Raw genomic sequence first — 21,727 nt, forward strand, 5'->3', positions numbered from 1 at the left:
ACTTCTCACGAGGCCGTCTGTTCTTGAAACACAAGGAGGGTACAAATGACCAAGCGCAAAGTCACCGAGATCGTCGAGGAACTCGCGGCACCCATCGTAGAAGGCGAGGGTCTCGAGCTGGTCGACGTAGAGTACAAAAAAGAGGGAGCCAACTGGTTCTTGCGCATTTTCATCGACAAGCCGGAGGGCGTTGATATTGACGACTGCGGCCGTGTTAGCGAGAAAGTGTCCGACATGCTGGACGAAGTGGACCCGATTCCGGACAGCTATTTCCTTGAAGTATCGAGCCCGGGTGCAGAACGTCCGTTGAAAAAGCCAGCCGACTTCGAACGATCAATCGGCAAGCAAGTATACATAACCACGTACGAACCGGTGGAAGGACAGAAAACATTCGAAGGGGTGTTGGCGGGTTACGACGGGGATCAAGTCACGGTCACCGAAGCCAAAAAGACCATCACCTTGTCAGCTGAGAAAATCGCCTCGGCTCGTCTTGCTGTCGTCTTCTAAATGGACGCCGGCGTCCGCTAGATAGGAGGATCGAGTATCAAATGAATACAGATTTTATGGATGCATTGGAACAGATCGAGCGTGAGAAGGGTATCGCCAAGGAAATCTTGATCGAAGCGATCGAGGCAGCCTTGATCTCCGGCTACAAGCGCAACTTCAACTCCGCACAAAACGTGCGCGTCGACGTAAACCGTCACACTGGCATGGTCAAAGTCTATGCCCGCAAGACGGTCGTCGAAGACCCGACCGACCCGCGCCTGGAAATCTCGCTCGACGCGGCGGAACAGATCGACCCCGGCTTCGAAATCGGCGACATTGCCGAGATCGAAGTGACCCCGCGCGACTTTGGCCGCATCGCGGCACAGACTGCGAAGCAAGTCGTCACCCAGCGCATCCGCGAAGCAGAGCGCGGTCTCATCTACTCTGCATTCGTTGACCGCGAACATGACATCGTCACCGGCATTGTGCAACGTCAAGACAGCCGGTTCTACTACGTCGACCTCGGCAAGATCGAAGCGGTTATGCCGCTCAACGAAGTCATGCCGACGGAGAAGTTCAAGCACAATGATCGTGTGAAAGCCTACATCACCAAGGTTGAGAAGACCACCAAGGGCCCGCAAGTCATGCTGTCCCGCACGCATCCGGGTCTGCTCAAACGTCTGTTTGAGCTGGAAGTTCCGGAGATCTACGAAGGTGTCGTCGAACTGAAATCGGTCGCTCGTGAAGCGGGCTACCGTTCGAAGATCGCCGTGTACTCCCGCAATGAGGACGTGGATCCGGTCGGCTCTTGCGTCGGCCCGCGCGGCATGCGCGTACAAACGATCGTCAACGAACTCAAAGGCGAGAAGATCGACATCGTCAAATGGAGCGAAGACCCGGTGGAACTCGTCGCCAACTCGCTCTCGCCGTCGAAGGTCGTCTCTGTTGACGTGGACGAAGAGAACAAAGTCGCCCGCGTCGTCGTGCCGGACTACCAACTGTCGCTTGCCATCGGCAAAGAGGGCCAAAACGCCCGCCTTGCTGCGAAGTTGACCGGTTGGAAGATCGACATCAAGAGCGAGACCCAAGCAGGCGGGACTCCGAGTGTTGCTCCGGATGAGGAAGTTATGGACGAAACCGCATTTGAAGACACCGACCTCGCTGTAGCTGAGGAAGTGCAGGAATAACCCAACTGAATACGTATAGGAGGGAGTTTCCACAATGAAAAAGATCCCTCTTCGCAAATGCGTGGGCTGTCAAGAAATGAAGCCCAAGCGTGAATTAATTCGGATTGTCTACAATTCGACAGCTGGCAGCGTGGACCTCGACCCGTCCGGGCGTAAGCCCGGTCGCGGGGCCTATATCTGCCGCAATGTTAATTGTTTGACTCCGGCCCGCAAGAAAAAAGCGCTCGACCGATCTCTGAAAACGTCAGTGTCGGAAGCAATCTACGACAACCTCGCGGCCCAATTGGCCGAGGTGGAACCGGAGGGACCCGATGAGTGAAGAAAAAATCGCGAATCTCTTAGGTTTGGCAAAGCGTGCCAGCGGCCTGATCACCGGCAACGACGCCTGCATGCAGGCGATCCGTTCCGGCGCAGGCAAAGCACTGTTGGCCATCGTAGCTACCGACACGGGCGACAACGCCATGAAGAAGTATCACGACAAATGCAAGAGCTTCGGCGTTCCGCTTCTCAAGATGTTTGACAAGGAACGCCTTGGCCGTGCGGTCGGCAAAGAACATGGAGCTATCGTCGTGATCACCGACAAAGGATTTGCGAATCGCATCCTCCAATTGTCGGATGAATTGGACGGGAGTGAGGCCGATTGAGCAAATTGCGGGTGTATGAATACGCGAAGCAGCAGAACATGACCTCCAAGGAAATCATTACGATCCTCGACCGTGTGGGCGTCACTGTGACCAACCACATGAGCGTGCTGGATGGATCGATGGTCGAGCAGGTGGAAACGTTTATGCGCAAAATCAAGGAAGAATCCAATCATCAATCTGGTGGAGAACGGAGAACACAGGGGAATATGAATCAAAACAAAAAACCGAATGAAACCACACAGTCGCAGACGACAGAGGCAGCAGCAGGCAACGAAAAGGATTACGACACGCTCGTACCGGATCGTGTAGCAGGCGTAGCCGCGCAACCGCGCAATCAACGCATCCCGAAGAAACCGGGTGTGACGCCGGGAGCGAAACCGGGCACTAGTGGTGCCAAACCGAACACTGCCGGCGGAACTCAAAACCGCGGCGGTGGGAACAACAACAACCGTGGGGGCAACAACAACCGTGGGGGCAACAACAACCGCGGTGGGAATAACAACCGTGGCGGCGGCAACAACCGCGGCGGCGGTCGCGGTGGGTATCAAAACCAAGGCGGCGGCCGTCCGGCTCCGAGACAAGTCGAGCTGCCGAAGCAAATTGAGATCGATGGACCGATCACCGTTGGCGACCTCGCCAAGGCGATGAAGCGCGAAGCGTCCGAGATCATCAAAAAGCTCCTCTTCCTCGGCATCATGGCGACGATCAACCAAGAGATCGACACCGACGCTGTTCAACTCGTCGGCGAAGACCTCGGCGTCACCGTCATCGTCAAAGAGCCGGTGGACGAAGAAGCACTCGACATGCTGGTCGAAGAAGAAACCCCGGAAAGCTTGCATGAACGCTCTCCGATCGTAACGATCATGGGCCACGTCGACCACGGGAAGACCACCCTCCTCGACGCAATCCGCACCACCAACGTTACCGCATCTGAGGCAGGCGGGATCACTCAGCACATCGGGGCGTACCAAGTCGAGATCAACAACAAGAAAATCACCTTCCTCGACACCCCGGGTCACGCCGCGTTTACCGCGATGCGTGCGCGCGGTGCGCAAGTTACCGACATCACGATCCTCGTCGTAGCAGCGGATGACGGCGTCATGCCGCAAACCGTGGAAGCGATCAACCACGCGAAGGCGGCAAACGTGCCGATCATCGTCGCGATCAACAAGATCGACAAGCCGGATGCAAACCCGGATAAAATTAAGCAAGAACTCACCGAGTACGGCCTTGTTTCCGAAGAGTGGGGCGGCGAAACGATCTTCGTCAACGTCTCTGCGAAACAACGCATGCACCTCGAAGACCTGCTGGAAATGATCTTGCTCGTTTCCGAAGTTCAAGAGTTCAAAGCGAACAAAGACGGCCGCCCGCGCGGTACTGTCATCGAGGCCGAGCTGGACAAAGGCCGTGGTGCAGTTGCTACCGTCCTCGTTCAAAACGGTACGCTGCGTGTCGGCGATGTCGTCGTCTGCGGTACCACCTACGGGAAAGTCCGCGCAATGGTCAACGACCGCGGTCGTCGTATCAAAGAAGCGGGTCCGTCGATGCCGGTTGAGATCCTCGGCTTGTCCGATGTACCGTCTGCAGGTGACCCCTTCGTCGTGTACGACGACGAGCGCAAAGCTTCCAAACTGGTCGACAAGCGCGTCGCGAAGCAACGTGCCGAAGCTGTCTCCGCACAAAGCCGCGTGACCCTCGACGACCTGTTCAGCAAGATCAAAGACGGTGAGATGAAGGAACTGAATGTCATCCTCAAAGCTGACGTTCAAGGTTCTCTCGAAGCTCTGCGTGGCTCTCTTGAGAAGATCGATGTCGAAGGCGTGCGCGTCCGCGTCGTCCACCAGGGCGTTGGTGCGATCAACGAATCCGACATCATCCTCTCCACGGCGTCCAACGCAATCGTCATCGGCTTCAACGTTCGTCCGCAACCGAACGCTGAGAAAATGGCTGAATCCGAGAAAGTCGACGTTCGCCTGTACCGCGTCATCTACAACGCGATCGAAGAAGTCGAGGCTGCACTCAAAGGGATGCTCGACCCGGAATTCAAGGAAGTCATCAACGGCCGCGCCGAAGTTCGCCAGACCTTCAAGGTCTCCAAAGTCGGCACCATCGCAGGTTGCATGGTCACCGAAGGCAAGATCGTGCGCAACGCAGAAGCTCGCTTGATCCGCGACGGCATCGTCCTCTACGAAGGCAAGCTCGACGCTCTCAAGCGTTTCAAGGACGACGCACGCGAAGTGGCAACCAACTTCGAATGCGGGATCACGTTGGAAAAGTTCAACAACATCCAAGAAGGCGACATCATCGAGTCCTTCCAGATGGAACAGATCAAGATCGTATAAGGTTTACCACATGGAGTTGGGTCTCGCGTTCGCGCGCAGGCGCAACTCCAACTTCTACATACCGATAGAACTTACATCCTTGAACGAGAGGTGGAACCCTACATGGCCAAGATCCGTGTTAGCCGCGTTGGTGAACAAATCAAAAAGGAAATCGTTGATATTGTTCGCACCGAAATCAAAGACCCACGCGTCGGGTTCGTCACAATCACCGGCGTCGAGGCATCCGGCGACTTGCAACATGCAACCGTCTTTGTCAGCGTGTTAGGGAACGACGACCAACGCAAAGGCTCGCTCGACGCTCTGCAAAAAGCCACCGGCTTTATCCGCGCAGAAGTCGGACGTCGCATTCGTCTGCGCCGTACCCCGGAACTGCATTTTAAGCTCGACACGTCGCTCGACTATTCTACCCGCATCTCCGAAGTCCTGCGGGATATCAAAGAGGGTGAAACCACCGATGACCCCGGATCTGAAACAGGCGTATAAAACCGCTGCTCAGTTCTTCCGCGAATACGATGATTTCCTCTTGCTCGTGCATGAGAAGCCGGACGGCGACGCCCTCGGCTCCGTGCTCGGCGCCGCCCATTTGCTCCAGCAACTGGGCAAAACCTTCACGCTCGTCAACGACGATCCCATTCCGGACAAGTTCCAGTTCCTGCCGATGGCAGACCGCTTTCTCCTCCCCAAGAATGTCCAGACTCGCTTCCGCTCCGTGATTTCCTTTGACTGCGGCGATCGCAAACGTCTCGGACTGTCCGGGGAGTTGATCGCGCCCGATGCTGTGATCTTGAACATCGATCATCATAAAACCAACGATTTCTTTGGCACGGAGAACCTTGTCGATCTCGACGCAGCGGCTACTTGCCAAATCGTCTACAAGATCTCGCGTGAACTCCAAGCGGATCTTTCTCTTGACGCTGCCACTTGCCTCTACACGGGCTTGGTCACCGACACGGGCGGCTTCCGGTACTCGAATACCTCTGAGGAAGTGATGTTGATCGCAGCATCCTTGCTCAAACTGGGCGTGAAACCGTACAACGTGATTGACAAAGTCATGGAGACGATGACGTGGCCGCAAGTGCTCTTGATTCGCTCCGCTCTGGAGAACCTCGGGCGAAGTGAAGACGGGAAGTACGCGTGGGTCGTTGTCACCCGCGACATGATCAATTGTGCGAACGGTTGCGACGATGACGTGGAAGGGCTGGTCAACTACCCGCGCAATGTCGAAGGGGTGGAAGTCGGCATCCTCTTCCGCGAAGCAGCGCCCGGCAAGACCAAAGTCAGCTTCCGTTCCAAGTACGTCATCGACGTCGGCGCTTTGGCGCTCGAACTCGGCGGCGGGGGTCACGCCCGTGCGTCTGGTTGCACGGTAGACGGAGACCTTGAAGAAGTGAAGGACCGCGTGCTCGCTCGCGTCGCGCGCGCTTTTTCCGAGACAGGAGCAACGGAGGCATGATGAACGGAATTCTCGTTGTGAACAAACCGGCGGGTCTGACTTCCCAGCAAGTGGTGGGTCGCGCCCGCCGAATTCTCGGCATGAAAAAAATCGGCCATACCGGCACGCTCGATCCGGACGTCACCGGCGTTCTCCCGCTGTGCCTCGGCACCGCCACCCGCGTCGCAGAATACCTGCTTGATCAGGCCAAAGCGTACCGGGGCGAAGTGACATTCGGCTGGTCCTCGACCACGCAGGATGCATCCGGTGAAGTCGTGGAACAGGTGGAGGAAGTTCATCTGACCGAAGAAGCGGTGCGTGCAGCGTTCGACAGTTTCATCGGCACGATCTCCCAGATTCCGCCGGCTTACTCCGCGATCAAGATCGACGGCAAGCGTGCCTACGATCTGGCGAGGCAGGGAGAGGACGTCGAAATTCCGGCGCGCAACGTGACGATCTACAAGTTGGAGATTCACGAGTTGGAACTCGACATGCCGCACCCCAAGGTGCGTTTCACCGTCGAGTGCTCCAAGGGCACGTACGTTCGTACGCTCTGCCACGACCTCGGACAGAAGCTCGGCGTTCCTGCGCACATGTCCCACCTCGTGCGCACACGCTCCGGCCCTTTTACGCTGGAACAAGCGATGACGCTGGAAGAGATCGAAGCAGCCGTAGGGGATGGAACGATTGAACAGCGCCTGCAACCGCTCGGCGCCGCCATCCCGCACATGACGGTACACGTTGTACCGGAAGTGTTGGAACGTCGTGTACACAACGGTCGTGATTTCACGATCAAAAAAGTTTTGCCGGATGTAGAAGTCGGCTCGCTGATTCGCATGGAGACACGAGGCGGGCAGTTGCTCGCTCTGTATCGTGTAGAGTCCTTTGCGGACGGGGAGACGCATACACTGCCGGAGAAGGTGTTCAAAGAGCAGTAACAGGGGTGAGAGAGTGACATGGAGATCCTGAAGATCAACGGTCTTCCGGAAGGTCGTGCCGAACGGCCGTCGGTGATGGCGCTCGGCAATTTTGACGGCTTGCATATCGGGCACCAACAACTGATTTGTCGGGCCAAGGAATTGGCGGATGCGTCCGGTTTGCCGGCGAGCGTTTTGACGTTCGACCCGCATCCACGCGTCGTGTTGGGTCGCGGCCACTACAACAACTTGCTGACTCCGTTTGAGGAGAAGATGCGGGTCCTGGAGGGGCTCGGTGTGCAGACCACGTATGTGGTGGATTTCACAACCGAGTTTTCCACGTTGACGGCGGAGGAGTTTGTATTCCGTTTCTTGGCGGCGTTGAACCCGCAGACCGTGGTAGTCGGGTTTGATTACGCGTTTGGACGCGGCGGGCAAGCGGATGCGTCTCTTTTGAAAAAACTCGCGGAGCAGATCGGCATCTACGTCGAAATCGTCGGCGCGGTCAACCGCTACGGGGAGAAAGTCAGTTCGACTCTGATCCGCGAGAAACTGAGCTACGGCGACATGCGGCTGGTTCACGAATTGCTCGGCCGTCCGTATGGCGTCGGGGGTCAGGTTGTACACGGGGAGAAGCGCGGGCGATTGCTCGGCTTCCCCACTGCGAACATCGAATTGTCCGAATCGTACTCGCTTCCGAAAAACGGCGTCTACTTGGTCCGTGTGCTCATCGGCGGCGACTATGGCGGCGTATGGCACGCCGGTGTGATGAACATCGGCACGAAGCCCACGTTCCACGATCAAGCGCATCGGTCGCTGGAAGCGCATCTGTTCCACTTCGACGGCGACATTTACGGTCAGCCCGTCTATGTGGAAGTGCTCGACTTCCTGCGCGATGAGAAAAAGTTTTTCTCCATCGACGAACTGATCGCCCAGATCGGGGCCGACGTGCAAGAAGCGCAAGCGAGGCTGGCGCAATACTCGACCTGATCTTCAGACTTTGCAACTCGGGTCTGAATCGAATCCCTTGGCGCATACACTTGAAGCACAAGTGCTGGTATTGTGCCAGGGATTCTGTTATGCTATAATCTCTTAGTGGTTCTTAACGTCGTCCTACTAGACCCAGCTCCCGGCCTTACTTGATCGTGAAGCGAGGGATGGATGAGCCGTGAGATACCCCTACGTCGATGAACGAGATGAAAAGTTGATGGAGTGGTGCCGCGAAGTGGCACGCATCTGCGTCAGCGATGAGTTTAAACGACTCAACCGTGACTTGCTGAAATTCTATCGCAAGTCCGGGATGGATGATCCCTTTTTGCTAGCTTTCCAAGACTCGCTGTTTTCCTTGTTTACCGAGGGAGACGACGACTTTCAACTGTCGTTTGAGTACAACTGATCATGAGGGTCATCGTCACAGCCCACGCAAAGCAGCGCCTCTATGAGGAGCGGCAGCGAGGCATTCACGTGGACGATATCGTGAGAGCCGCGCGGCTGTTACCGGGCGTGCTGCCGGTTGCGACGAGATTCCGGGGATTTATCTCCTTACATGGAAGAGCCTTTGACATTGTAGCGAAAGACATTGCACAGGGACGCCTTGTCATCACAGTAATCGGCAAATGACACAGTAACCATGAGCGCGGATTGTCGAGCACACCGACGACATTCTGGGCCTTGGGGATATATCAATAGGAGGTGTATTGAGATGGCATTGTCTCAAGACGCGAAAAAAACACTGATCGAAAACTTCCAAGTACACGAAACCGATACGGGTTCCCCGGAAGTGCAAATCGCAATCCTGACCAACAAAATCAACTACCTGAACGACCACCTGCGCACGCATAAGAAAGACCACCACTCCCGTCGTGGCCTTCTGAAAATGGTCGGTCATCGCCGTAACCTGTTGAACTACCTCCGCAAGTCGGATGTAAACCGTTACCGCGAAACCGTTGCGAAACTGGGTCTGCGTAAGTAACAACATGCAAGAAGCGGGAAATTGTTTCCCGCTTCTTCTTTGTGTCTGCAATGATTTTTCTGGATCAAAGAAGGAAATACTATCCTCATGTGCGAAGTAATATTAGATTTTAGATCGTTCATACATAAGGCCTATTCCGTAAGGAGGTATCTTGCATACCATGCACAAAGTCTTTACGACAACGCTTGGCGGTCGCACGCTGAGCATCGAGATTGGTAAAGTTGCGAAGCAAGCCAGTGGCTCTTGCCTCGTTCGCTACGGCGATACGGTTGTTCTGTCGACCGTTACAGCATCGAAAGAACCGAAGGACCTCGATTTCTTCCCGCTGACGGTCAACTACGAAGAGCGTCTCTACTCGGTCGGTAAAATTCCGGGTGGCTTCATCAAGCGTGAAGGTCGTCCGTCCGAAAAAGCGATCTTGGCGTCCCGCCTGATCGACCGCCCGATTCGCCCGTTGTTCCCGGATGGGTTCCGCAACGACATTCAAGTCATGGACATCGTCATGTCGGTGGACCAAGACTGCGCACCGGAAATCGTTGCGATGATCGGTACATCCGTTTCTCTGATGACCTCCAACGTTCCGTTTGAAGGTCCGATTGCAGGCGTCATCATCGGTCGCATCGACGGCGAACTGATCGTCAACCCGACCGTCGAACAAGCGGCACTGTCGGACATGCATCTCGTAGTAGCAGGGACCAAGCATGCGATCAACATGGTCGAAGCGGGTGCCAAGGAAGTTACGGAAGCAGACATGATCGAAGCGATCATGTTCGGCCACGACCGCATCAAGGAACTGGTCGAGTTCCAAGAGCAGATCGTCGCAGAACTGCAACCGGAGAAAATGGAAGTCGTTCTCCGCGCAGTCGATGCAGAGATCAACGAAAAAGTCCGCGCTCTGGCAACGGACAAGCTCAAGGAAGCGATTCGCACTTTCGACAAGCACGAGCGTGAACAAAACATCTCGTCCGTGAAGGATGAAGTGAAAGCTGCAATGCTCGAAGAGCTTGGCGAGGAAGCCTTTGGCACGCACGCCAAGGACATCGGCGAAGTTCTCTACGACATCGTGAAGGAACAAGTTCGTTACGCAATCGTACACGAAGGCGTTCGTCCGGACGGCCGCAAGATCGACGAAGTTCGTCCGATCTCGACCGAAGTCGGCATCCTCCCGCGCGTTCACGGTTCCGGCCTGTTCACCCGCGGTCAAACGCAAGTGCTCTCCGTCTGTACCCTCGGCGTCCTCGGCGATGCACAGGAAATCGACGGCATCGGCCTCGAAGAAGAGAAGCGCTTCATGCACCATTACAACTTCCCGCCGTTCTCCGTCGGCGAAGCTCGCCCGTTGCGCGCTCCGTCTCGCCGCGACATCGGTCACGGCGCTCTCGGCGAACGTGCGATGGAACCGGTGATCCCGGACAAAGAAGAATTCCCGTACACCATCCGTCTCGTTTCCGAAGTTCTCGAATCGAACGGTTCCTCTTCGCAAGCGTCGATCTGCGGCTCCATCCTCGCGATGATGGACGCAGGCGTGCCGATCAAAGCTCCGGTGTCCGGCGTTGCGATGGGTCTGATTGCCGACGGCGACAAAATGGCCGTCCTCACCGACATCCAAGGCATGGAAGACCATCTCGGCGACATGGACTTCAAAGTTGCGGGCACCGAGAAGGGCATCACCGCGCTGCAAATGGACATCAAGATCAAGGGCATCAACCGCGAAGTCCTTGAAACGGCGATGGAGCAGGCTCACCGCGGCCGCGCACACATCCTCGCCAAGATGATGGAAGCACTCGCGCAACCGCGCGAAGATCTGTCCCCGTACGCACCGCGCATCATCACCCTGCGCATCAACCCGGACAAGATCCGCGACGTCATTGGACCGGGTGGTCGCGTGATCAACAAGATCATCGACGAAACCGGCGTCAAGATCGACATCGAGCAAGACGGCCGCGTCTTCATCGCTGCAACCAACGGTGAAGCGGGTGCCAAGGCGAAAGCGATCATCGAAGGCATCGTCAAGGAAGTCGAAGCCGGCGTCACCTACAACGGCAAAGTCACCCGCGTTGAGAAGTACGGCGCGTTCGTGGAAGTTCTGCCGGGCAAGGAAGGTCTCGTCCACATTTCGCAACTCGGCGAAGAGCGTGTCGCAAACACCGAAGACGTTGTCAAAGTCGGTGACATGCTGCTCGTCAAATGTACCGAGATCGACCCGCAAGGCCGCGTCAACCTCTCGCACAAAGAAGCACTCCGCGAGTTGAAAGGTCTCCCGCCGTCTCCTCCGTCGGAAACCCGCCCGCCGCGTCGTGAAAACCGCGAAGGCGACCGTGGTCCGCGTGGTGGTGGTGACCGTGGCGGCGACCGTCGTCCGTACAACGGCGACCGTCCGCGCCAAGAAACCAAGCAATAACACACTTTACAAAAAGAGAGACAGTCCGCATCTTGGCGGCCTGTCTCTTTTTTTCGGTCTAGCCTCCTCCTTTTTCGCATACAATCTCCTAGCACAAGGAGGAGGTACGATGATGAAGACCAAAACGACCTCGACGGCGCGGCGGGTACAAGCCGGCAAACTGCTGGCCGCAGCGGCGGTGTGCCTGCTGCTGTACTCCGGCCTCAGCGACACGTTGGCGATCAATACATACGTACGTGACCTGAAAGGCATGGCAATTCCCGTCCAAAGCTACAACGTCCAAGAACGCGCAGTCGCGCTCACCTTCGATGTCGGCACATCCGACAGCGAACATGTAGCCGATGTCCTGAATCAACTGCGAGCCGGGCGCGTACACGCGACCTTTTTCCTAACGGGGGAGTGGGTGGAGAAAAACCCGCGCACGGCGATGGAGATCGTGCGCCAAGGCCATGAAGTCGGCCAATCCCTCTACACCTACCGCAAAGCCACCGATCTCTCCACAGCAGACGTTCAAGCGGAACTTAGCAAATCGGATCAAGCTTGGAAAAAAGCGGGCTTGCCCGACTCCACGCTGTTTCGCATCCCGTTTGGCGAATCCAAGGGAGCGGTCGCCAAAGTGATTCGCGAACGCCACGAAGACCTCATCTCTTGGTCGGTTAACGCGGCGCCGCAAACCGGGCAAGACCCGACCGCAGTCTGGAGCGGGGTCGAGAACGCCTTGCAACCGGGTGACATCTTGCGCCTGCGCACCGACTCCGACACGGCGGCCCGGCTGCCGCAACTCTTGAAGGCTGTGCAAGGAGCGGGCTTCCACTGGCGCACGTGCTCCGACCTGCAAGGGGAGGGGGAGCGACGCTCGTGAAAAAACCGATCTCCAAGCCGATTCTCTCCATCAAAGTCAAACTTCCACGCGGCCGCTTGATCGCGGGGGCAGCCGCCGCGCTGCTGCTCGCCGGCGGCTTTTTTTGGAGCGGACAACCCGAGGGGTTTTCGACGCAACCGCTGGCTGTCGTGAGCGCCATGGCGGGCTCAAATCAAACCGAGTCGCTTCAACAACGCGTGCAGGCGCTTGCCGCGCAGTACGACGCCAAACCGATCGACGCACACAACGATCGAGTCTGGAAGGGCATCCCTGGACTGAACGGTATCAAAATCGACGTCGACGCAACCGTCCGCAAAACGGAAAAGGTCAACGACGGCCGCATCCAACTCGTCGCCGAGCAAATTCCCCCCAAAGTCTCGCTCGACGACCTCGGACCCGTGCCGATCTATCGGGGCAACGCAGAAAAAAAACAAATGGCACTTATGATAAACGTCGCTTGGGGGACAGAATATATAGAGGAGATTTTAAAAACGTTAGATGAGTACGGCGTGAAAGCGACGTTTTTCCTCGACGGCTCGTGGACGGCGGACAACCCCGCCGTCGCCAAAGAAATCGTCGCGCGCGGGCATGAAGTCGGAAACCATGCCTACACGCACCCGGACATGTCGAAATTGAACGCCGGCTCCCAACAAAGCCAGATCTCCCGCACCAACCAAGCCATCCAAAAAGCGACCGGGGTCACCCCGAAGCTGTTCGGCCCACCGTCCGGCGCGTACAACGACACCACGGTGAAAACGGCATACGGGCAGAAGATGCGCACGATCCTCTGGACGCTCGACACGATCGACTGGAAAAAACCGCCGGCCTCCGACATCTCAAACCGCGTGCTCAGCCGTGCGGAAAACGGAGCTCTCGTGCTCATGCATCCCACGGCACCGACACGTGACGCTCTGCGTACCATACTGCAAGGATTGCAGAAAAAAGGCTACGGACTCGTCACCGTCTCCCAACTGCTCGACCCGGTGCGACCGTTGCCGACACCGTAAGCCGTAAGCTCTCCGCTTGTTCCGATTGGAATGTTCTGTTATAGTAGTGGCAGTTTCTATATGACGTAACGTGTACGAGGAGGATGTCCTTGATCTACCGTGAAGTACTCCCGAACGGAATCCGTGTGGTCATCGAAGAGATTCCAACCGTTCGTTCCGTGTCGCTCGGCATTTGGGTCGGCACAGGTTCCCGCGAGGAGAACCCTCAGAACAACGGCGTGACCCATTTTATCGAACATATGATGTTCAAAGGCACCGACAAGCTCAACGCGCGCCAAATCGCCGAGCTGTTTGACGGAATCGGCGGCCAAGTGAACGCTTTTACATCGAAGGAATACACCTGCTACTACGCTAAAGTTCTCGACGAGCACTTCGGTCTCGCGCTCTCGACGCTCTCCGACATGTTGTTGAACTCGAAATTTGCGGAGGAAGAACTCGTCAAGGAGCGCCGTGTCGTCGTTGAAGAGATCAAAATGTACGAAGACGCGCCCGACGAACTCGTCCACGACCTGATCGCGGAAGTGATTTTCCCCACGCATCCGCTCGGGTACAACATCCTCGGCACCGAGGAGAACTTGAACGCGTTCACCTCCAAGGACCTGTTCGGCTACATGGCGGAGCAGTACACGACCGACAACATCGTGCTCGCCATCGCGGGCAACATCAAGCGCGACGATGTGCTGAAGCAAGCGGAGCAGTTGTTTGGCGGCATCAAGCAATCCCGTCGCGACCGCACGCTTGAGAAAGCGACGTTCACGGCGGGGCAAGCGATCCGCCACAAAGCGACGGAGCAGACGCACATCGTGCTCGGGATGCCGGGCTTCCAGTACGACCACCCGATGATCTACCCGTGCATTCTCTTCAACAACATTCTCGGCGGCACCTCGTCGTCGCGTCTCTTCCAAGAAGTGCGGGAGGAGCGCGGGTTGGCGTACTCGATCTACTCCTACCACACCGCGTACAAAGACACCGGCGTGTTCGGTCTCTACTGCGGCACGGCACCGGAGCGCGCGCAGACCGTTCTCGATTTGACCGGCGAAATCTTCGAGACGATGGTGCGCCAAGGTGTGTCGCAGGACGAATTGACCAAAGCGAAGGAACAAGTCAAAGGTTCGCTGATGCTGTCGATGGAGAGCACATCGAGCCGCATGAGTCGCTTGGGCAAAAACGAACTGCTCGGCCGCCACAACACGCTCGACGAGCTGGTGGCGAAGGTGCAGTCCGTCACCCTCGACCAAGTTCACGAAGCAGCGAAATTGATGCTGGGCGGCTCCACGTCTGCGATGGCGGCTGTCGGCCCCAACGAGACGTTGCTCGGCTTGCATCGCTAAATCGAATCTCCGAAAAAAGTACCGGCCCTCGGGCGGGTACTTTTTACTTTTTCGAACGCATAAGCCATTACGAAACGAACCATTTTCGAGGAGAGGGGCTGTGCGTAGGATGAGACTGAGCGAATTGGCGGGCAAGGAAATGATCGACATGCAATCGGGAACGAAGATCGGGTCTCTTGGCGGGGCGGATCTGTGGGTGGATGAAGAGACGGGGCGCATCGATTCGATTCTGTTGGTGCCGGCCGGATTTTTTTCTAAGCGACGGGAGGAGACGGTGATTCCGTGGGATGCGATCGTGAAAATCGGGCCGGATATGATCATCCTCGATTCGGAATCCACTCCGCGAGTCACCAGACACAACGCCCATGAATAGGATATCTCACTGCAACGGTCGCGGCATGGAGCATCCCCGTTCTCGTGTTGCGCAGTCTATGCAAATTCAAGGGTTTGGCGTAAAATGTTCTGAAAGGGGCACCGGAGCATGCTGACTGGGATCAAAATGGCGTTCGTCGGCGGAGACGCCCGCATCATCGAAGTGATCAAACATGCGAGTGAATTGGATGCGAGCATCGTCTTGATCGGCTTCGACCAACTTGAGACTCCGCTGCCGGACACGGTGAAGGCGGCGCTCTCCCCGGACGTATTGTCCGATGTGGATGCAATCGTACTTCCCGTTTCCGGGATGGATGACGAAGGCAAAGTGCAAGCACAATATTCTTCGAGTCCGATTGTCCTCGAGGAGTCTCATTTTGAAGCGATGCAACGCCAGACGATGGTCTTCACCGGCATCGCTCGCAAACGTCTGAACGAACTGTGCCAGAAACGGGAACTGCGGTTGTTCAAATTGATGGAGCTCGACGAAGTGGCGATTCACAACTCGATCCCCTCTGCAGAAGGGGCGATCCAGTTCGCGATGCAGAACACCGACATCACCCTGCATGGGTCGAATTCGGTCGTCCTCGGTTTCGGTCGCTGCGGCGTCACGCTGGCTCGGATGCTTGACGGCATCGGCGCGAACGTCACCGTCTGCGCACGACGGGCACCCGATCTGGCACGAATCGAAGAGATGGGATTGAAAGCCCTCGCGATGGAGGACCTATTACTCGCAGTCAAAGAGGCACAGATCCTCTTCAACACGGTGCCGGCGATGATCTTGTCGGCAGAAGTCCTTGCGAAGGTGCCGAAGTCTTGCGTAATTATCGACATTGCCTCCAATCCCGGTGGCACAGACTTCCGCTATGCAGAGAAACGGGGAATCAAGGCTATCCTTGCTCCAAGCTTGCCGGGCATCGTTGCGCCCAAAACATCCGGCCAGATTTTGGCACGTACCTTGTGCCGGCTGTTGTGGGAACACGCATAACCGGAGGTATCGACTATGGATCTCAAAGGAAAGACCGTAGGCTTTGCATTGACCGGTTCGCATTGCACGTATGCGGACGTCCAACCGGCCCTGGAAGAGCTGGTCAAGATCGGAGCGCGCGTCATTCCGATCCTCTCTTATACAGTGCAATCGACGAGCACTCGTTTCGCGGAAGCAGACGAATGGGTCGCAACGATTGAGAGAATCACGGGGGAGAAAGCCATCCGTTCGATCCCGGAAGCAGAACCGCTTGGACCTTCCTTGCTGTGTGACGTGGTGCTGATTGCACCGTGCACCGGCAACACGCTGAGCAAACTTGCCAACGCATTGACCGAGTCGCCGGTGTTGATGGCGGCGAAGGCTACGCTTCGCAATGAGCGGCCCGTCGTGCTGTCGATCTCGACCAACGACGGTTTGGGTCTGAACATGGCCAATTTGGCACGCTTGATGGCGACCAAGAACATCTTTTTCGTCCCGTTCGGGCAAGACGACCCGGTGAAGAAGGTCAACTCGTTGGTAGCGCGCAACGAGATGATCATCCCGACTTTGGAAGCCGCACTGGAGAAGAAACAAATCCAGCCGGTCCTGGTTGAAAAATGGCGGGATTTACAAAAATAAAAGGCAAGTCCTATGTTGAGGAGATGGAATACCAGATGGAGAAAAAGGATCGCTACAACGTCGCGGTGGTGGGAGCCACGGGCGCAGTCGGACAAAAAATCATCGAAACGCTGGAGAAACGCAACTTTCCGGTAGGCGAACTGAAACTGCTCGCGTCCGCGCGTTCCGCAGGGCAACAGGTGAAGTTTCAAGGCCAAATGTACACGGTCGAAGAAGCGCGTCCGGAGGCGTTTGAAGGCATTGACTTCGCCCTGTTCTCCGCTGGTGGCTCTATCAGTGAAAAATTGGCGCCCGCTGCCGTCGAACACGGCGCGGTCGTCATTGACAATACCTCGGCGTTCCGCATGGTGCCGGAAGTGCCGCTCGTCGTGCCTGAAGTCAACCCGCACATGATCGGTCAACACCAAGGCATCATCGCGAACCCGAACTGCTCCACCATCCAGATGGTCGTGGCCCTCAAGCCGCTCTACGATGCGTATGGCATCGACCGCATCATCGTTTCCACCTATCAAGCAGTCTCCGGGGCGGGTCAGAACGCGATCAACGACCTCCTCGATCAAACTCGTGACATTCTCGACGGCAAACAACCGGAGCCCAAAGTGCTCCCGGTCGGTTCGCTTCCGAAAAAACACCAACAGGCGTTCAACGTCATTCCGCAGATTGACGCCTTTACCGATAACGGTTTTACCAAGGAAGAAATGAAGATGGTCAACGAAACCCGCAAGATCTTCGGCGACCCGGAGATCCAAGTTACGCCGACCACCGTCCGCGTGCCGGTGCTCTATGGACACTCCGAGTCTGTATACCTTGAACTCAAGGATTCGTTTGACCTCGAAGAAGTGGTGCAATTGTTGCAAACGGCGCCGGGCGTAAAAGTCGTTGACAACCCGGAGGCTCAAGAATACCCGATGGCGGTTACCGCAGAGGGCTCCTACGACACGTACATTGGGCGCATTCGCCGCGACTTGTTCCACCCGCGCGGCCTGAATCTCTGGATCGTGTCTGACAACGTGCTCAAAGGCGCAGCTTGGAATGCGGTGCAAATCGCTGAGTATATGGTGAAAACCAGATAGAAGGGGACGCTATGCGCATCTTAGTCCAAAAGTTCGGGGGAACCTCCGTAGCCAGCCGCGAGACCCGCGAACAAGCGATTGAGCATATTCAGGATGCACGACGGGAGGGCTACAGCGTCGTCGTCGTCGTATCGGCGATGGGACGCAAAGGCGACCCGTACGCAACCGACTCTCTGCTGTCGATTCTCGATGAGCAGGACCGCACGAACCGCAGAGAACTTGACCTCCTGATGTCGTGCGGCGAGTTGATTTCCGCCGTGGCGTTTGCAGCACAGTTGCGAGGCAAGGGTGTCGAAGCAACTGTGCTCAACGGCACTCAGGCGGGGATTCTCACCAACGAAGACTACTCTCGGGCACAGATTGTCACGATCAACCCCAAACGCATCGTCCAAGAGCTGGAGAAGGACCGCGTCGTGATCGTCACCGGGTTCCAAGGCGGGGCTCCGAACGACGAGATCACAACGCTTGGAAGAGGTGGAAGCGATACGTCCGCCACCGCGCTTGGAGTGGCGTTGGATGCCGAAATCGTGGACATTTTCACCGATGTGGAAGGGATCATGACCGCCGACCCGCGAATTGTGGACAACGCATCGCGTCTGCGAACCGTCACGTACACGGAGATTTGCAACTTGGCCTACCAAGGGGCGAAAGTCATCCACCCGCGTGCCGTCGAGATCGCGATGCAGAAAAACATTCCGATTCGCGTCCGCTCCACGATGAGCAAGGACGAAGGCACGTTGGTCACCTCGTCGCACGAAAGCGACCGAATCGAAGACTATCTGGGCGACCGCATGGTCACGGGCATTACCCAGACGGCGAATGTGACGCAGATCAAAGTCTTTGCTGCAGTGGGCGAGCACTTGCCGATGCAGCGAAGCGTGTTCCGGGCGATGGCGGACAACGGCATCTCCGTGGACTTGATCAACGTCAACCCGCGCGGTGTTGCGTATACGGTCACCGATCGCGATACCACCGAAGCGGTGCGCATCTTGCGCGGACTCGGGTTTGAGCCGGAAGTGTCGAAGAGCTGTGCCAAGATCGCCATCGTCGGAGCAGGCATCGCCGGTGTACCGGGCGTCATGGCGCTGATCGTCGAGGCCATCGTTTCCGAGGGCATCGAAATTCTGCAATCCGCCGACTCACACACCACGATCTGGGTGCTCGTGCGCGGTGAAGACATGGTGAAGTCCATCCGCGCCCTCCACAACAAATTTCAATTGCATCAGCGATAGACATAAGGATGGTGTCAACATGACATTCGGAAGACTTGTGACCGCGATGGTCACACCTTTTGATCAACATTTGCAAATCGACTTTGACCAAGTTGACTCTTTGGTTGAGCACCTGATCGCCACCGGGACCACGTCGATTGTGGTCTGCGGGACGACCGGGGAATCGCCGGCTCTCTCGCACGACGAGAAACTCGCGCTGTTCAAGCGCGTCGTTTCAACGGCAGCGGGACGTGCGAAAGTCATCGCCGGAACCGGCAGCAACTCCACGGCAGACAGCGTGAGGTTCTCCCAAGAGGCGGAGGAAACGGGTGTCGACGGGCTCTTGCTCGTCGTCCCGTATTACAACAAGCCGTCCCAAGAGGGGATGTACCAACACTTCAAAGCGATCGCCGATGGAGTGAAGATTCCGTGCATGCTCTACAACATCCCGGGCCGCACCTCGATCAACATGGATGCCGAGACGACGCTGCGCCTCGCAGAAGTCTCGAACATCGTCGCCACCAAGGAATCGAGCGGCGACTTCGGCCAGATCAGCGAGATCACCGCACGTGCGCCTGAGGGATTCCTCGTGTACAGCGGAGACGACATCTTGACTCTGCCGATGATGGCGGCAGGTGCGTATGGCATCGTGTCGGTTGCATCGCATGTAATCGGCGACGAGATGACCCAGATGATCAACGCATTCCTTGAAGGTCGCACGACCGACGCAGCCGAGTGGCACAAGCGCTTGACTCCGATCTTCAAGGGGCTGTTCCTTGCGACCAACCCGACGTTGGTCAAAGCGTCTCTCCAGATGCTCGGCCTGCAAGTCGGCGGCGTTCGCTTGCCGCTCGTGGAAGCAGACGAAGCCCTGGTCTCCGAAGTGCGCAAGCGTCTCGGCCTTTTGAAGCAATTGCACGCCTAAGGGAAAGAGAAAGACTCGGTCCGAAAACGGATCGGGTCTTTTTTTGTGGCGGGGGTGTAAAAATACTTCCGTTAATGTAACTAAAATTCACAAAAATGATTAGGTGTTTAAAGTGGCGAAAAAACCAGCTAGCATGACCTATGGACCTTCTAGTTCACGAAAATGACTACCTAGTCAAGATGATAAAACGATAGAGAGGGATTAATATCATAAACAGAAACACCAATACAATTTATGATAGGAGTGAAAGAAATGAAAAAGATCACGAAAATCGCAACCGTTATGGCAGTAGCAGCTCTCGCAGTTGCAACCACCGCAGGTGCAGCACAAACCGCTTCCAAGGTGAAAAACGGCGTTACCCTGACCGGCTCTTTGGTCCTGGTATCCGGCGGCGCTCAACCGACCGCTTACGCAACTTCCTCCACCTCCGCTCCGGTAGGCAACTTGGTTGCTTCCCTGCACACCTACTACGGTGATGGCGGCATCAACTACGGCGGCCATTCCAACTCGGTTAACAACGGCACCTACGTTGAATCCTCCGCGAACACCCTCGACTCCACTGCCGGCCACTTCGCTGGCTACCACCAATTCACCGATGGCACCGCAGGTTTCGCGGTAACGTCGACCAACCTCTACTTCTAGAACCCACACCGGATTCAACAACTTTGGACAACTCCTGTCACTGTATGTGATGGGAGTTGTTTACTTGGCAGGTGTTTGACAGGTGAAAAAACTATGGGAGTTTCTCTTTTTGGTGCTGATCGGTCTGGTTCTGGGGTTTGGGATCGTGTTCGTGAAAGTCGCGTACGTTGACAAGCTGGATGAGCAGACGCAAGCCCAACAGATTGTGCAACAGATGGCGGACAAGGAATTAGGATACAACGTTTCGCTCGATGCGCCTGTGAGCAAGACGTTTGAGATCGACATCTCAAGCCTGCAAGAGTTTCAGTACCCGGTGAAAGTACACAACTTCTCGGGGCAGGACGCAACGTTTTCGTTGCTGGTCTATTTGGATTACAAGCAACGCAAGGAATTGACGGTGTCGTTTGAGTTGAAGAACAACGAAGAAAAGCTGGTGCCGTTGCACTTCCCGGTACAAGATCTGGGGGACGGCGCACATGCGCTGGTGCTCTCGCTGATCGCGGAGTCGAACAAGTTGACGAGTGCGGCTAAAGAGCCGAGCGAGTTTTTCGGAACGGCTGGGCGTTATACGCTCGTCAAGAAACAAGGGGACGCCTTTCAGGGCGCACCGGTTCCCGCGCCGAGCGAGGTTACCCGCGAAGCCAATGGTTTTAACGGGGTGTTTTTAAGTCCTGACGTGAGCAATCCGGATACGTTCAAAGTTCCTCCCAAACAAGTGACGGTAAAAGCCAGACAGCCCGTGGAGTTTTCCGTTCGCATGGGTGGCGACCCGGAGGCGGAAACGTACTTGTCATGGATGACGCTTGGTTGGCAGCAGGTGCCGTGGGAGAGTGGAGAGCCGTATTGGTTCGCCAAGGTCCCGGCAGGCAAGTTTGCGGTGAGGACGTTGAAGTTTACGGCGCCGGACAAGCCGGGTGACTATGAGGTCGCGAGTTTTGTTGCGGTGGAGCCGTTCTCGATGCCGGACAGTGCCCATGTCAGTCGGTTGAACGTCAACTCTTCGTTCCGATTCACACTTCATGTCGAATGAGTGAAAAAAAGACCTGTACGGCGGAGCGCCGTGCAGGTCATCTCTTGAGAAGGCGTAGTTTGTTCGAGATTGTTCATGAGTTTTTGTTGAGGTCCGGGAGTGGGCATGATAAGATACATCTTGTCGCCGCGAGAGACAAGCGGTTGATGAGAGAAAATGAAATGCGATTGATCCTTGAAAACTAAACGAGTGATAGATGAAGATCGATTCGAGTCAGAACCAAACTTTTATTGAGAGTTTGATCCTGGCTCAGGACGAACGCTGGCGGCGTGCCTAATACATGCAAG

General features: G+C 56.3%; 23 protein-coding genes and 1 rRNA gene. All 24 read left to right on the forward strand.

The features are described from left to right. Positions 1-45 precede the first annotated feature (45 nt). A complete protein-coding gene (rimP, locus tag JJB07_RS20355) occupies positions 46-507 on the forward strand; it encodes a ribosome maturation factor RimP (protein ID WP_201637947.1) in 462 nt (153 codons plus the stop codon). 41 nt (positions 508-548) lie between these two features. Beyond that, positions 549-1,673: a transcription termination factor NusA gene (gene nusA, locus JJB07_RS20360; RefSeq protein ID WP_201637948.1), complete on the forward strand. Its 1,125-nt coding sequence runs from the start codon at positions 549-551 to the stop codon at positions 1,671-1,673. Positions 1,674-1,707: 34 nt separating this feature from the next. Continuing rightward, positions 1,708-1,992 carry an RNase P modulator RnpM gene (gene rnpM, locus JJB07_RS20365; protein WP_201637949.1) on the forward strand — a complete coding sequence of 95 codons (285 nt, stop codon included), beginning with the start codon at positions 1,708-1,710 and terminating at the stop codon, positions 1,990-1,992. After that, entirely contained in the window at positions 1,985-2,317 is a 333-nt protein-coding gene (locus tag JJB07_RS20370) for a L7Ae/L30e/S12e/Gadd45 family ribosomal protein (protein WP_201637950.1), read from the forward strand. Before rnpM ends, JJB07_RS20370 begins: the two co-directional genes overlap by 8 nt. A 38-nt stretch (positions 2,318-2,355) precedes the next feature. Continuing rightward, the gene (infB, locus tag JJB07_RS20375) at positions 2,356-4,659 is read left to right on the forward strand and encodes a translation initiation factor IF-2 (RefSeq protein WP_236588271.1); all 2,304 of its coding nucleotides are present in this window, start codon (positions 2,356-2,358) and stop codon (positions 4,657-4,659) included. Positions 4,660-4,761: 102 nt separating this feature from the next. Then, entirely contained in the window at positions 4,762-5,142 is a 381-nt protein-coding gene (gene rbfA / locus JJB07_RS20380; RefSeq protein ID WP_201637952.1) for a 30S ribosome-binding factor RbfA, read from the forward strand. Beyond that, entirely contained in the window at positions 5,114-6,112 is a 999-nt protein-coding gene (locus tag JJB07_RS20385) for a DHH family phosphoesterase (RefSeq protein WP_201637953.1), read from the forward strand. The genes rbfA and JJB07_RS20385 overlap by 29 nt, the downstream gene beginning before the upstream one ends. Next, a complete protein-coding gene (gene truB, locus JJB07_RS20390; protein WP_236588245.1) occupies positions 6,109-7,029 on the forward strand; it encodes a tRNA pseudouridine(55) synthase TruB in 921 nt (306 codons plus the stop codon). Before JJB07_RS20385 ends, truB begins: the two co-directional genes overlap by 4 nt. 18 nt (positions 7,030-7,047) lie before the next feature. After that, on the forward strand, positions 7,048-7,998 hold the full coding sequence (locus JJB07_RS20395) for a bifunctional riboflavin kinase/FAD synthetase (protein WP_201637954.1): 951 nt from the start codon (positions 7,048-7,050) through the stop codon (positions 7,996-7,998). A 178-nt stretch (positions 7,999-8,176) separates the two neighbouring features. Beyond that, positions 8,177-8,404 carry a hypothetical protein gene (locus JJB07_RS20400; RefSeq protein WP_201637955.1) on the forward strand — a complete coding sequence of 76 codons (228 nt, stop codon included), beginning with the start codon at positions 8,177-8,179 and terminating at the stop codon, positions 8,402-8,404. A gap of 306 nt (positions 8,405-8,710) precedes the next feature. Continuing rightward, entirely contained in the window at positions 8,711-8,980 is a 270-nt protein-coding gene (gene rpsO, locus JJB07_RS20405) for a 30S ribosomal protein S15 (RefSeq protein WP_201637956.1), read from the forward strand. Positions 8,981-9,131: 151 nt separating this feature from the next. Further along, positions 9,132-11,381, forward strand: coding sequence for a polyribonucleotide nucleotidyltransferase (gene pnp / locus JJB07_RS20410; RefSeq protein ID WP_430727237.1), 2,250 nt, complete (start codon positions 9,132-9,134; stop codon positions 11,379-11,381). A gap of 109 nt (positions 11,382-11,490) precedes the next feature. Next, on the forward strand, positions 11,491-12,243 hold the full coding sequence (locus JJB07_RS20415) for a polysaccharide deacetylase family protein (RefSeq protein ID WP_201637958.1): 753 nt from the start codon (positions 11,491-11,493) through the stop codon (positions 12,241-12,243). Continuing rightward, complete coding sequence (locus JJB07_RS24105) at positions 12,240-13,250, forward strand: polysaccharide deacetylase family protein (RefSeq protein WP_201637959.1); 1,011 nt, start codon at positions 12,240-12,242, stop codon at positions 13,248-13,250. The genes JJB07_RS20415 and JJB07_RS24105 overlap by 4 nt, the downstream gene beginning before the upstream one ends. An 89-nt stretch (positions 13,251-13,339) precedes the next feature. Continuing rightward, the gene (locus JJB07_RS20425) at positions 13,340-14,581 is read left to right on the forward strand and encodes a M16 family metallopeptidase (protein WP_236588246.1); all 1,242 of its coding nucleotides are present in this window, start codon (positions 13,340-13,342) and stop codon (positions 14,579-14,581) included. Between the two features lie 109 nt (positions 14,582-14,690). Further along, the gene (locus JJB07_RS20430; RefSeq protein ID WP_201637960.1) at positions 14,691-14,954 is read left to right on the forward strand and encodes a YlmC/YmxH family sporulation protein; all 264 of its coding nucleotides are present in this window, start codon (positions 14,691-14,693) and stop codon (positions 14,952-14,954) included. 108 nt (positions 14,955-15,062) lie between these two features. Then, a complete protein-coding gene (gene dpsA, locus JJB07_RS20435) occupies positions 15,063-15,941 on the forward strand; it encodes a dipicolinate synthase subunit DpsA (protein ID WP_201637961.1) in 879 nt (292 codons plus the stop codon). A gap of 15 nt (positions 15,942-15,956) precedes the next feature. Then, positions 15,957-16,559 carry a dipicolinate synthase subunit B gene (locus JJB07_RS20440; protein ID WP_201637962.1) on the forward strand — a complete coding sequence of 201 codons (603 nt, stop codon included), beginning with the start codon at positions 15,957-15,959 and terminating at the stop codon, positions 16,557-16,559. Between the two features lie 35 nt (positions 16,560-16,594). Then, complete coding sequence (locus JJB07_RS20445) at positions 16,595-17,632, forward strand: aspartate-semialdehyde dehydrogenase (RefSeq protein WP_201637963.1); 1,038 nt, start codon at positions 16,595-16,597, stop codon at positions 17,630-17,632. A gap of 11 nt (positions 17,633-17,643) precedes the next feature. Next, positions 17,644-18,864, forward strand: a complete 1,221-nt coding sequence (gene dapG, locus JJB07_RS20450; protein WP_201637964.1) for an aspartate kinase — start codon at positions 17,644-17,646, stop codon at positions 18,862-18,864. Positions 18,865-18,883: 19 nt separating this feature from the next. Beyond that, on the forward strand, positions 18,884-19,768 hold the full coding sequence (gene dapA, locus JJB07_RS20455; protein ID WP_201637965.1) for a 4-hydroxy-tetrahydrodipicolinate synthase: 885 nt from the start codon (positions 18,884-18,886) through the stop codon (positions 19,766-19,768). A gap of 252 nt (positions 19,769-20,020) precedes the next feature. Further along, positions 20,021-20,410 carry a hypothetical protein gene (locus JJB07_RS20460; protein ID WP_201637966.1) on the forward strand — a complete coding sequence of 130 codons (390 nt, stop codon included), beginning with the start codon at positions 20,021-20,023 and terminating at the stop codon, positions 20,408-20,410. Positions 20,411-20,492: 82 nt separating this feature from the next. Then, a complete protein-coding gene (locus JJB07_RS20465) occupies positions 20,493-21,440 on the forward strand; it encodes a hypothetical protein (protein WP_201637967.1) in 948 nt (315 codons plus the stop codon). Between the two features lie 226 nt (positions 21,441-21,666). Continuing rightward, a 16S ribosomal RNA gene (locus JJB07_RS20470) occupies positions 21,667-21,727 on the forward strand; the annotation flags it as partial.

The organism is Tumebacillus amylolyticus, assembly GCF_016722965.1.
Classification (GTDB): domain Bacteria; phylum Bacillota; class Bacilli; order Tumebacillales; family Tumebacillaceae; genus Tumebacillus; species Tumebacillus amylolyticus.

Bases quoted from the DNA above. Each gene is read 5' to 3' on its own strand.
- rimP (WP_201637947.1), top strand. From the start codon at position 46: ATGACCAAGCGCAAAGTCACCGAGATCGTCGAGGAACTCGCGGCACCC.
- nusA (WP_201637948.1), top strand. From the start codon at position 549: ATGAATACAGATTTTATGGATGCATTGGAACAGATCGAGCGTGAGAAG.
- rnpM (WP_201637949.1), top strand. From the start codon at position 1,708: ATGAAAAAGATCCCTCTTCGCAAATGCGTGGGCTGTCAAGAAATGAAG.
- JJB07_RS20370 (WP_201637950.1), top strand. From the start codon at position 1,985: ATGAGTGAAGAAAAAATCGCGAATCTCTTAGGTTTGGCAAAGCGTGCC.
- infB (WP_236588271.1), top strand. From the start codon at position 2,356: ATGACCTCCAAGGAAATCATTACGATCCTCGACCGTGTGGGCGTCACT.
- rbfA (WP_201637952.1), top strand. From the start codon at position 4,762: ATGGCCAAGATCCGTGTTAGCCGCGTTGGTGAACAAATCAAAAAGGAA.
- JJB07_RS20385 (WP_201637953.1), top strand. From the start codon at position 5,114: ATGACCCCGGATCTGAAACAGGCGTATAAAACCGCTGCTCAGTTCTTC.
- truB (WP_236588245.1), top strand. From the start codon at position 6,109: ATGATGAACGGAATTCTCGTTGTGAACAAACCGGCGGGTCTGACTTCC.
- JJB07_RS20395 (WP_201637954.1), top strand. From the start codon at position 7,048: ATGGAGATCCTGAAGATCAACGGTCTTCCGGAAGGTCGTGCCGAACGG.
- rpsO (WP_201637956.1), top strand. From the start codon at position 8,711: ATGGCATTGTCTCAAGACGCGAAAAAAACACTGATCGAAAACTTCCAA.
- JJB07_RS20415 (WP_201637958.1), top strand. From the start codon at position 11,491: ATGATGAAGACCAAAACGACCTCGACGGCGCGGCGGGTACAAGCCGGC.
- JJB07_RS20430 (WP_201637960.1), top strand. From the start codon at position 14,691: ATGAGACTGAGCGAATTGGCGGGCAAGGAAATGATCGACATGCAATCG.
- dpsA (WP_201637961.1), top strand. From the start codon at position 15,063: ATGCTGACTGGGATCAAAATGGCGTTCGTCGGCGGAGACGCCCGCATC.
- JJB07_RS20440 (WP_201637962.1), top strand. From the start codon at position 15,957: ATGGATCTCAAAGGAAAGACCGTAGGCTTTGCATTGACCGGTTCGCAT.
- JJB07_RS20445 (WP_201637963.1), top strand. From the start codon at position 16,595: ATGGAGAAAAAGGATCGCTACAACGTCGCGGTGGTGGGAGCCACGGGC.
- dapG (WP_201637964.1), top strand. From the start codon at position 17,644: ATGCGCATCTTAGTCCAAAAGTTCGGGGGAACCTCCGTAGCCAGCCGC.
- dapA (WP_201637965.1), top strand. From the start codon at position 18,884: ATGACATTCGGAAGACTTGTGACCGCGATGGTCACACCTTTTGATCAA.
- JJB07_RS20460 (WP_201637966.1), top strand. From the start codon at position 20,021: ATGAAAAAGATCACGAAAATCGCAACCGTTATGGCAGTAGCAGCTCTC.